Genomic DNA, 2,483 nt, shown 5'->3' with positions numbered 1-2,483 from the left:
TCCTACAGGAATTCCGGGAGCCCGAGACCCCCCCCCCCCCCCCCCCCCCCCCCCCCCCCCCCCCCCCCCCCCCCCCCCCCCCCCCCCCCCCCCCCCCCCGCGCCCGCTACCGCTTCGCCGGCCCCCCGTCAGTCCCGTTCCACGGCCGTGACCAGCACCGCGACCGTCGACGGCGCGGGCGGCGCGGCCGCCACCGCCTCCCGTACGGCGTGCGCGACGTCCAGCGCGCGATGACCGGCCGCGATCGCCAGCTGGACCAGCGCATGGCCCTCGGCCAGCCGCACCGGACGCGACGGCCCGCCGAGCGCCGGCGCCAGCCGGGCCACCCCCGCCACCCCCAGCGCGACGGCGGCGATCCCCGCCGGACCCTCCTGGGTCGCACCGGTCCGGTCGCCCGCCGCGGGAGCGGCCACCGGGGGCTCCCTGCGGGGCGCGCGCGGCGCGGGTGCCGCCTCCTCGCCCGGCTCCAGCAGCCCGCTCACCCGCAGATCCACCACGCCCACCACCAGCCCCAGGTCCTGGACGGCCGCCTCCAGCAGCGCCGCGCGGACCTGGTCGGCGACGGCGGGCAGCGGTCGGTCGGCGACCGCGGTGAAGTCCGCCTCGATCCGCAGCGGGCCCGGCGGCAGCGCGCTCACCGGCGCCGGCACCGCGGGTTCGGGCGCGTGCCCGGGGTCGGCGACCGACAGACGCAGCGTGCCGATGCGCACCCCGGCCGGGGTCGCGGCGCCCGCGCGCAGCGCCCCGGCGGCCGCCCGCTCGGTGATCCAGGACCCGTCCGCCGGCCCGCCCAGCGGCAGCACCCGCCCGATCCCGAGCTGCTGCCGCACCGCCTGCGACAACTGGTTCGCGGTCACCGCGCACCCCTTTCTGGGCAGGAGAGACCCCGGCCCGTCCCGGACGACGTCACCAGCCTGCCGCAGACCGGCCCGTACGGCAGGCCGGTGTGCCCGGCGGCGCCGTGGGGCACTCCACTGCCACATCCCCGGAGCGGTCCCGGGGCACCCGGCCTAGTGTGGTGATCGGAGCGGGCGGCCCGCTTCTCCCCGCGGAAAGGGACACGGCGATGAGCGAGAGCCAGCAGCACGCAGAGGGGGCCCGGGCGCCGGTCAAGAGGGGCGGCGGCGACCCCGCGTCCCGTGGGCGCACCACCATCGCCGACGGTGTCGTGGAGAAGATCGCCGGGCTCGCGGCCCGGGACGTCGTCGGTGTGCACGCCATGGGCAGCGGCCTGGCCCGTACGCTCGGCGCCGTACGCGACAAGGTGCCCGGTGGCGGCGGCCGGTCGGCCACCGCGACGCGCGGGGTGAAGGCCGAGGTCGGCGAGGTGCAGACCGCGCTGGACCTGGAGATCGTGGTCGACTACGGCGTCTCCATCGCCGATGTCGCGCGGACCGTCCGGGAGAACGTCATCGCCGCCGTGGAGCGGATGACGGGCCTGGAGGTCGTCGAGGTCAACATCGCGGTCAGCGACGTCAAGCTGCCCGACGAGGCGGACGAAGAAGAGGAAGCCGAACCGCGGCTCCAGTGAGCGGGCCCGTCCGGAGCGGCAGCGAAGGAGCGCACGATGAGCATGGCCGTGGTCGGCCTCTTGGCCGGTATGGCGCTGGGCTTCGCCGGATACTTCGGCGGCTTCGGTGCCTTCGTGGTGGTGGCGGCGCTGGGCCTGATCGGCTTCGTGGCCGGCAAGTTCCTGGACGGGGACCTGGAGGCCGGCGACTTCTTCCGCACCCGCAGCAGCGACCGCGACGACCGGCGGCGGTGAGGCCGGGTGGCGACGGGGCCCGTGCCGGCCGCTGCCGCTGACGTACCGGCGGGTGAGCGGGGCGCGACCAGCATCGCGGACCGGGTGGTGGCGAAGATCGCCGCGCAGGCCGCGCGGGAGGCGCTGCGCACCGAGTCCCCGCACGGCCGTACGGACGCGCATGCGACGGTGACCGTGCACCGGCGCGAGGACCGGGAGCACCTCGGTGAGGCCCGGGTACGGGTCGCGGTGGAGCTGGGCTACCCCTCGGACATCGGCGCCCAGTGCCGCCTGGTGCGGCGTCATGTCACCGAACGGGTGACGGCGTTGGCGAGCATGGCGGTGCCCGAGGTGGCGGTGGAGGTCGAGCGGCTGCGCTCACCGCTGCTGGAGGGCAGGGGCCGGGAGAGGGTGCGATGAGCGACGACGCCGCCGAACCGCCGGACACCCGGCGACTGCCCACCCTCGGCGACCAGCCGGCCGACCGGGCGCCGGGCGCGGACGACGAGACGCCGCCCGCCGCCTTCGACGACGGCCGGACCGGGCGCTGGTGGTCCGCCCGCCGGGTGCCCGCCGCCGTGGTCGCGCTGGTACTGCTGGGCGCCGCGGGCCTGCTGCTCTACGACGTGGCCGCGGGGGGGGGGGGGGGGCCCGCCAGGGCCCGTCGCCGGTGGGTCGCCCGCCGCACCGCCACCACCTCCCCCCCCGCCCACCTCCTCCTGGCCGCCACCCTGCTGCC

General features: G+C 78.0%; 4 protein-coding genes and 1 pseudogene. 4 read left to right on the top strand and 1 reads right to left on the bottom strand.

What is annotated here, in order from left to right; all coding sequences use genetic code 11:
* Window positions 1-128: 128 nt before the first annotated feature.
* Window positions 129-857 (bottom strand): hypothetical protein, encoded by a 729-nt coding sequence (locus AC0680_RS29645; protein ID WP_478634709.1) that lies wholly within the window; start codon window positions 855-857, stop codon window positions 129-131.
* Between the two features lie 209 nt (window positions 858-1,066).
* Here AC0680_RS29645 and AC0680_RS29640 point away from each other — a divergent pair, with 209 nt between their 5' ends.
* The 4 genes and pseudogenes from AC0680_RS29640 to AC0680_RS29625 form a co-directional block, all read left to right on the top strand.
* Window positions 1,067-1,531, top strand: a complete 465-nt coding sequence (locus AC0680_RS29640) for an Asp23/Gls24 family envelope stress response protein (RefSeq protein WP_478634707.1) — start codon at window positions 1,067-1,069, stop codon at window positions 1,529-1,531.
* A 36-nt stretch (window positions 1,532-1,567) separates the two neighbouring features.
* Complete coding sequence (locus AC0680_RS29635) at window positions 1,568-1,765, top strand: hypothetical protein (RefSeq protein ID WP_384441429.1); 198 nt, start codon at window positions 1,568-1,570, stop codon at window positions 1,763-1,765.
* 6 nt (window positions 1,766-1,771) lie between these two features.
* Entirely contained in the window at window positions 1,772-2,164 is a 393-nt protein-coding gene (locus tag AC0680_RS29630; protein WP_384441426.1) for an Asp23/Gls24 family envelope stress response protein, read from the top strand.
* A pseudogene (locus AC0680_RS29625) lies at window positions 2,161-2,483 on the top strand (hypothetical protein); the annotation flags it as partial. The gene AC0680_RS29630 and the pseudogene AC0680_RS29625, both read left to right, overlap by 4 nt.

Source organism: Streptomyces sp. NPDC043738 (assembly GCF_056436545.1).
This window is presented reverse-complemented; position numbering and strand designations above follow the sequence as displayed.